The organism is Ignavibacteria bacterium, assembly GCA_016707005.1.
Lineage (GTDB): Bacteria > Bacteroidota > Ignavibacteria > Kapaibacteriales > Kapaibacteriaceae > UBA10438.
Map to the genome: position 1 here is coordinate 59,495 of JADJIQ010000005.1, position 7,554 is coordinate 67,048.

General features: G+C 53.3%; 5 protein-coding genes and 1 tRNA gene. 2 read left to right on the top strand and 4 right to left on the bottom strand.

Annotated elements, in window-relative coordinates; translation table 11 throughout:
* Window positions 1–298: 298 nt before the first annotated feature.
* Window positions 299–1,321 carry a choice-of-anchor D domain-containing protein gene (locus tag IPI29_08885; protein ID MBK7412654.1) on the bottom strand — a complete coding sequence of 341 codons (1,023 nt, stop codon included), beginning with the start codon at window positions 1,319–1,321 and terminating at the stop codon, window positions 299–301.
* A 57-nt stretch (window positions 1,322–1,378) separates the two neighbouring features.
* Window positions 1,379–2,839 carry a hypothetical protein gene (locus tag IPI29_08890; GenBank protein ID MBK7412655.1) on the bottom strand — a complete coding sequence of 487 codons (1,461 nt, stop codon included), beginning with the start codon at window positions 2,837–2,839 and terminating at the stop codon, window positions 1,379–1,381.
* 146 nt (window positions 2,840–2,985) lie between these two features.
* Here IPI29_08890 and IPI29_08895 point away from each other — a divergent pair.
* A tRNA-Thr gene (locus IPI29_08895) sits at window positions 2,986–3,058 on the top strand.
* A 49-nt stretch (window positions 3,059–3,107) separates the two neighbouring features.
* On the opposite strand, the gene IPI29_08900 is transcribed toward IPI29_08895, so the two are convergent.
* A complete protein-coding gene (locus tag IPI29_08900; GenBank protein ID MBK7412656.1) occupies window positions 3,108–5,843 on the bottom strand; it encodes a hypothetical protein in 2,736 nt (911 codons plus the stop codon).
* A 143-nt stretch (window positions 5,844–5,986) separates the two neighbouring features.
* Window positions 5,987–6,289 (bottom strand): hypothetical protein, encoded by a 303-nt coding sequence (locus IPI29_08905; protein ID MBK7412657.1) that lies wholly within the window; start codon window positions 6,287–6,289, stop codon window positions 5,987–5,989.
* A 78-nt stretch (window positions 6,290–6,367) separates the two neighbouring features.
* On the opposite strand from IPI29_08905, the gene IPI29_08910 reads away from it, so the two are divergent.
* Window positions 6,368–7,543, top strand: coding sequence for a class I SAM-dependent rRNA methyltransferase (locus IPI29_08910; protein MBK7412658.1), 1,176 nt, complete (start codon window positions 6,368–6,370; stop codon window positions 7,541–7,543).
* The last annotated feature ends 11 nt before the right edge of the window (window positions 7,544–7,554 follow it).

A 7,554-nucleotide genomic window follows, 5' to 3' on the forward strand; every position in this document is an offset into this window, starting at 1 on the left:
AACCATAACTTTGATTTCGACGTATCTCGACATACATGATACGACCAAACGTGATTTGATTATCTAACGCTACTGGCAGGCCTCTGTTAGTGGGGACTCGGCACCGCAAAGTTGTTTCTAGCTTCCGTACCTCGGTCTATAGGCGTATCGTGGGATTCGACTAGCTCGTAAAGATCGTTGCCGATACGCCCCCATGATTTACTGACATGGGTGGCACCGACCAACACGCACCACCCTGACAGGCATGTTCATTGACACAAAGCAACGATAGATCTTGAATCAAAAGCCGTTGTCAATGTCAATATATAAGTCCTTCTGAGACTCTTGCACCATCTGCTGCATCGCCGTTCCATTGCGTAAGGGATGCCCCCTGAAGATCTTGAACCACTGCACCCAGCATTGTTCGAACAACGATGCGGATAACGGGTTGTTGTGCACGGATGTTGACAGAGCCTGACGTTGGGTTCGGATAAACAAGTATGGAGGTTGAGCCTGCGTTTTCTGAAACGGGCGAAACATTGTCGCCTGTACCGCGGACGATGAAACGACCGAGCACTCCTTCAAACGACTGAACAACAACACCGATACTCTGTTCTGTTGCCGTTGTTGGTTGAAACCTCACACACACATCGAATGAACTGCCTGGTTCAAGCGTGATCGGCATGGAGGCAGTTACGCTGATGTCGGACGGACGGCTGCCGGTCACTGCTTGTACGGCGATCGGGAACGGCGACGTGTTGGTGATGGACAGGCATGAGTCGCGAACCTCATTCAGTGGCACGGTTCCGAGCTCTACTGTCTCCGGATGATCAATAGCTGATGCAACAGTTCCAACGAACGAGATACGCGCTGTATCAGTGATGCCGGTGTTGACGAAGGAGACAACGCTGTGATAGGCGCCGAGCTCCGATGGAACGAGTCGCGCCACCACGTCACCCTCAGCTTGCGGTTGAAGCACTCTTGGGAAGGAGCTTGGAGATTGAATGCGAAGATCGGATGTGGCGGTTACCGACGTGATGCTCAACGGGGCATTACCAACGTTCTTCAACAGTCCGATGAGGTTTTCTTCGTGACTAACTCCAAGGTAGACCGTACCAAGATCGATCCGTGGAGTAGCGAATTCAAGGTTGCCGAACATTGGGGCGGTGGACGATACAAGTACACGCACGTTGCGTGACACGATCGATCCGCAGGAGTTTGTTACCACCACTGAGTAGGAGCCGCTGTGAGCAATGGTTGCATTGTCAACACGGTACTCTGCGGACGTAGCACCATTGATCGGCTGCGAATTTTTTGTGCCATTGATATGACGCTTGTCCATCCGCCACAACATTGAGTGTGAATGGTTGACCCTCTACGGAGGACGTTTCTCGGCTGCTCAATGATGACTGGTTTCTTTACAACCGAGCGTGACTTCTTGGCCTTGAGCGACAAGTCCGCAGAGTCCGCGTACATGTACAGAATACCGTCCGGCATCGGAGGCTGAAACGTTCTTTACTGTAAGGACGTTCGATGCCGTGCGTGCGATCACTGCTCCGTCCTTGTACCATGTGCAGCCATTCACAGCGCCCGTTGCCTCTACAATGAGGTCTACAGAAGCCCCTTCACAGATCTCACGTCCGGTGATATCACGAATGATCAATGGTGCGCCATACATGCTCACAACGGCATCACGCGAGTATTGTTCGCGAACACACTCTTCGGGACGTCCGTCATCAGTTAAGACAATCGCGCTGTAGCGTCCGATCGTTTGAGTATTCAGGGATTCGATCGACAGAGTAGCAGCAGTTTCACCGGGCATCAGGACGTTATTGTGATACCATTGCACACGGAACGGTGCATAGTCTGCATTGATCGATAGCTCAACCGACTCACCTTCGCAGGCAACGGTATCGCGCGGTTGTTGTGTTATACGTGCGATCGGCAGTACGCGAACGGTAGACGGACGAGATACTGCTACTACGCCACACATATTCGTCACCGATACGTGGTAGCGTCCGGCACGAGCCAACGTTGCGGGTTCAAGGACCAGTTGCGGCAGGGTTGCATCGACGATCGGTTCATCATTGAAGTACCATTGGTACATCAATCCGTCACCCTCAGCTTGCGCTTCCAAAACCGCTGAACGCATTTCACAGATCGTGAGCTCTTCCGTTGGTTCAGTTACAAACTGCGGCTCTCGTGCACGTCTGATCGATGCTTGTTCCGAGAACGATTCCAATCCGCACTTCTTGCGGACTACAACCACATAGTCACCAAACAGTTCGCGCGTGAGTTCCGGGATCTCCAGCGTTGGCACATCCGTTTCGGCGATCACATTGTTGTTGACCATCCACATGTACGTCACGTATTTCGCCGTTGTCTCTACAGAAAGAGTAAGGGGCTGACCAATACACATTGTTTGTGAGGTGAGCTCTGAGATAAACGTGGTCTTCATGCAGCCTTCGAAGACCTCGAATCGACCGCTGAGTGCCGGTGATTGGATCTGTCCCGCGCCATTATCCATTTCGCTGAGTCGGAGTCGGTATTGTTCCGACGGTTTTGACGAAAGATCGATCGGCAGCACGAATTCCTGCACATCCGTCGTTATATCCGTGCGCAGTGTGATCCAATGTTGCCCGTCATCCGGTGAGATCTCTATGACCAATAGTGTCCGGCGCGCCTGCAGATCTCGCAGGTCCGAAGACTCCCAATGTACCAGGATATCGGTTCCGGATTCGATCACCGCCCCTTGAGACGGCGAAAGGATCGACAGTTGACCTTGTGCAAAGGCCATTGTTGAGGAGAGAACAGAGAAGAAGAGCAGGAGGAAAACCGCCCGTATGGTATAGTGTCGCATAGAAACCTCATATAGGTGATGGATGTGAATGGCTGCTTGAACGCCCACACCCTACCCGGTTGCGACAACATTTCGGCTATTCTCCCACGTCAGACTTGCCTGAAATCTCCCTTTTTGTATCTTTGTGGCCCTGTCAGCGACGATACGCCAACTTAGCTCAGCTGGTAGAGCAGCTGATTTGTAATCAGCAGGTCGCCGGTTCAAGTCCGGCAGTTGGCTCAGAAAACAAGAAGCCCCTTACCGATCTGGTAGGGGCTTTTTTGTTTGTTCAATGATGTCTGCTCATCCCCACAAACGAACGTATTCCGTTCGCTGTCCGCAACTGCACAACATACACACCTTGGGCTAGCTCGTTCGTTCGTAGATGGACCTGACCGGACGTTGGCGATTGGACAGTGCGGGTCCAGAACTCCGACGAAACAAGTGTGCCTTCCGACGTGTAGATCTCGATGCTGTGTAGCCCTACAGACGCACTGCTCCAGGACACCGTAGCTCCATTGGCTCGTGAACTACTCCACGTGCACTGCTCGCTGAATGGCATTGGCGTTACGTTGATCATGAAGGGGGCTTGTTGACCGATCTGCACCGTGCGCATTACTCCGGCACATTGACCGAGATCGAGAACGATGTTCATAGATCCGTCACTGGCACATCCCAAGGGCGATGCAGAACATGTTACAACGCGGTCGGTGCTTGCACTGAGAAAGACCGAAAGAGAAAGTGTGCATAGTTCAGGCGGACTATTGATCGTGTTGATCTCGTATTCAACGATCTGATCGTCACCAACATTGGTTCGCGTGCGTTCGCTGAGTCCTGCTTGCGGAACGACATCGATCGTTGCTAATGAACGCGGAGCACGCATGGTGAAGAGCAGCGCACTAACACCGGTAAGATCGGATGTAGCAATGATGGGGATGGTGGCGGTCTCACCCGGTGTGGCAACAACGGTCTCCGATTGCAGGGTAATGGCAAGACGTTGTTGGACGTTTACGACGACCGACGCCGTAGAGACACATCCCGCATTGTTCGCCGTTGCCGTATAGGTGGTGGTGACCGATGGCCAGACTCGTGTTGTTGGGCGATCGGTGTGCTCAATGTTCGTTGCCGGACTCCACGAAACGTTCGCAGATCCCGTAACACCGATGGTTGCAGTATCACCGATACAGATCGTTGTATCAGAACTGATGTCAAGGGGCGGTCCTGCAGTAACATTCACACGAATACTATCACGTCCGGTGCAGCCCCCTACCACAACATCAACAACGTACCATGTTGTGGTGATGGGTCGAACCGTGAGAGTAGTACCGACCGTTGTTGCCCCCGTTGAACGATCCGTCCACGTTACAACACCCGTGTTGCTGCACGTGAGCTGTACGGATGTGCCTGCACAGACAGTGGTGTCTGAAGAAAGGACCACCGTAACGCTGTCTGCAACGGTAACAGTGATCTTCGAGGAATCAACACATCCGGCGGCCGACGTTACATGCACTGTGTATGTTGTGGTTGTCATCGGACGCACAACAACAGACGAGGTAGTGGGATCCGTGATCCCTGCTGATGGCGTCCAGCGATAGGCAACACCGCCACTCGCATACAATGTTGTTTCAACACCCGCACACACCGTTACATCCTTGGAGACAATGATCTCCAACGGATCTGCAACGGTAACTGTAACGTAGGCCGTGTCCACACACGATGCTGTTCTGCCGATCACACGGTATCGAGTTGTTGTGTCTGGTCGAGCAAGGGGCTCTGCACTGCGCACATCACTCAACCCAATTGCCGGTGACCATTCATAGGTTTGCGCACCTGATGCGCGAAGTTGTGCGATGCTCCCTTCGCAGATGGTTGTATCCGGGCTGACGGAAACCGAACCGACCAGGACGTTCACAACAACGGTATCGTAGGACTCACAGCCTTCAGGCCCGCGACCAGTAAGGATGAACGTTGTAGTCTCTGTTACCGTCGCACGAGGTCGAGCAATGGTGGAATCATTGAGCAGCGCTCCGGGCGACCACGAGAACTGTGCCGCTCCCAATGCCTGAAGAACAACGGTAGCCCCCTTACAGACAGACTGGTCGGCACCGGCACTGATCAACGGTCGAGTGCCGATAACCACAGTAACAAATCTCTCTTGATCAAAGCCGGACCGAGTGCGATACGTAACCCGAACTTCATACGTGCCTGCTGTGCGATAGACATGCGACGCCGGGTTTCCACTTGCTCTATCGTTTGAGCCACTGCTCGGATCGTCAAATGTCCAGCGAAGATTGAGAACAGAATCCTTTGGTTCTAGGACAAAGCCGATTGTGTCTCCCACACAACCGTTGCTCGTCACGATCTCATACTGCGTCTCATTGGAAAACACGGCCGGGAACATATTCGGAAGGCCCAGCCGCGATTGACGTCCACCAAGGTCGATCACTCGATCACGATACTGACAACCGTTCCCTCGAATATTGGGCTGTGCTATTTCACTGATGATGTCAGAAAACTCATGGGCTACATAGATCTTACCGTTGGGCGCGATCTGCAATGCCCCGTTCGTGATAGCGCCAGTCCGACCTATCGACATACGAGAGGTTGCAACGTTTGCATCGGGAAGTGAAAGGTCGTACTGGTAGATCGCAGAATCTATGTACGACGTTGAGTAGAGCAGCTGACCGTTCGGGGAGAACTCTACACCATACGCGAGCTGATTCGAGATACGTGTTGGAGCAGAGATCACGCCAGTACTGCGATCAAATCGAAACATGTTCAATTGAGGCGGTACCGTTGTGGCCATTGCGAGGCGAGTGCCTATCGAAGTTGCCTTGAGATAGCCGATATCACCCGTCATCACGGCAGGGCCTACAGCTTGACGTAGAGGAACCGGATTCACTCCATTACGTGTAATGAGGTAGACGAGAAATTGATTGTTCCCGATGTCGTGTGCAATGAGCCATACGTCTACACCATTTGCATGTCGTACCGCAGTAAGCTTTTCTGCTGTGCCCGACTGCAAGGGATTGATTGCGTGTTGTCACATCCCCAAGTCCGCCATTTGACGCCATATTCACAACGGAATAGTTCAGTCCCTAGCATAGAGATTCTCAAGAGCATCAACAGTGAAGATGAAATACTGGGACGGTCGCGTAGGCCATGGGATCACAATACCGGACTGCGTTGAAGACGGATCTCCTGAAAGTGCACTTCCGTTCGGCATCGTTTGGTGCGTGCGCGTCCATACTTTGTTCCGTCTGAATAGAACATCAAACGTCCGGCAGTATCTGACACGGCCAAACACCCCTCACGAGTCTGCATCGCCCCATCCAGTAGCACCGTGGGGTTCCCAGACGCAAAGTTCAATCCGGCAAACTCACCGAAATACCAATTCTCCGCCTGCCGCTGCGCATGCAGATCACTCGCAAGAGTGCAGAGGATCAAGATGAGTATCAAACGTTCCCACATAGATATAAGCTACGAAATGCACTCTGTAACTCTGTAACTCTGTAACCCCGTAACCTCGTAACCCCGTAACTTGCAGGTATGCAGATCATAACAATGCGGCCGCGCGAAGAAAAGCGCATCAAAGAAGGTCACCTCTGGGTGAACAAAGACGATCTCTCCCACGACCTCGATGTGCCGCCCGGCACGCTCGTTCGCGTAAGCACCTTTGACGGGGCGTCGATGGGAACGGGGTTCTATAACCCGTTGTCCAAGATCGCTGTCAGGCTCCTTGCCTGTGAGGAAGAAGAGGCCGGAACGGCCTTCTTCGTCAAACGGATCGGTCAGGCACAGGCCCTGCGACAGCTCGTTCTGCCGAACGAAGAGGGTTATCGCGTGGTCTATGGTGAGGCAGACCTTCTTTCCGGTCTCATCATTGACAGATATGGCGACTACCTTGTAATGCAGATGCTCTCTGCAGGCATGGATGTGCGCAAGCAAAACATCATCGAGGCATTGCTCACGGTCTTCCCTACATGTAAGGGCATCGTCGAGAAGAACATGTCGCAGACCCGCACACGCGAGGGCCTGGAACTTGTTGACGGAGTGGTCTGGGGTACCGTGCCCGAACGCATCCAGTTCATGGAGAACGGACTTCGTTTGGAGATCGACCTCACAACCGGACAAAAGACGGGCTACTTCCTCGACCAAAAGGTGAACCGTGCCATGGTGGCCAAACTCGCCAAGGGCAGGACCGTCCTTGATTGTTTCTGCAATGTAGGGGGCTTTGCACTCAACGCAGCGGCAGCCGGCGCATCCTTGGCTGTTGGCATCGACAGCTCAGCGCTTGCCGTTGAGGCAGCCACACGAAATGCAGAGCTCAATGGCCTCACAAACTGCTCGTTTGAAAAGGCCAACGTCTTTGACCTCCTACGTGATCATCTGGCTGAGGAGCGTGCGTGGGACATGATCGTCCTCGATCCCCCATCATTTGCAAAACATCGCGGCGCATTACGCGGAGCGTTAGCAGGCTATGCAGAGCTCAATCGCACGGCGCTGAAGCTGCTCAAGCCCGGCGGCATCCTTGTTACGTCATCATGCACACAACCCGTTACCGAGCACGACCTCATGGATATCCTCTACCGTGAGTCCGCTCGTGTCCGACGTCGCCTGCGCCTCATCTACCGCGGCGCACAAGCCCCAGACCATCCCGTCCTCCTTGCAATACCCGAAACCCAATATTTAAAATTTTTGGTGTTCGAGGTGGCGGACGCGTAGGGGCTGGTTAC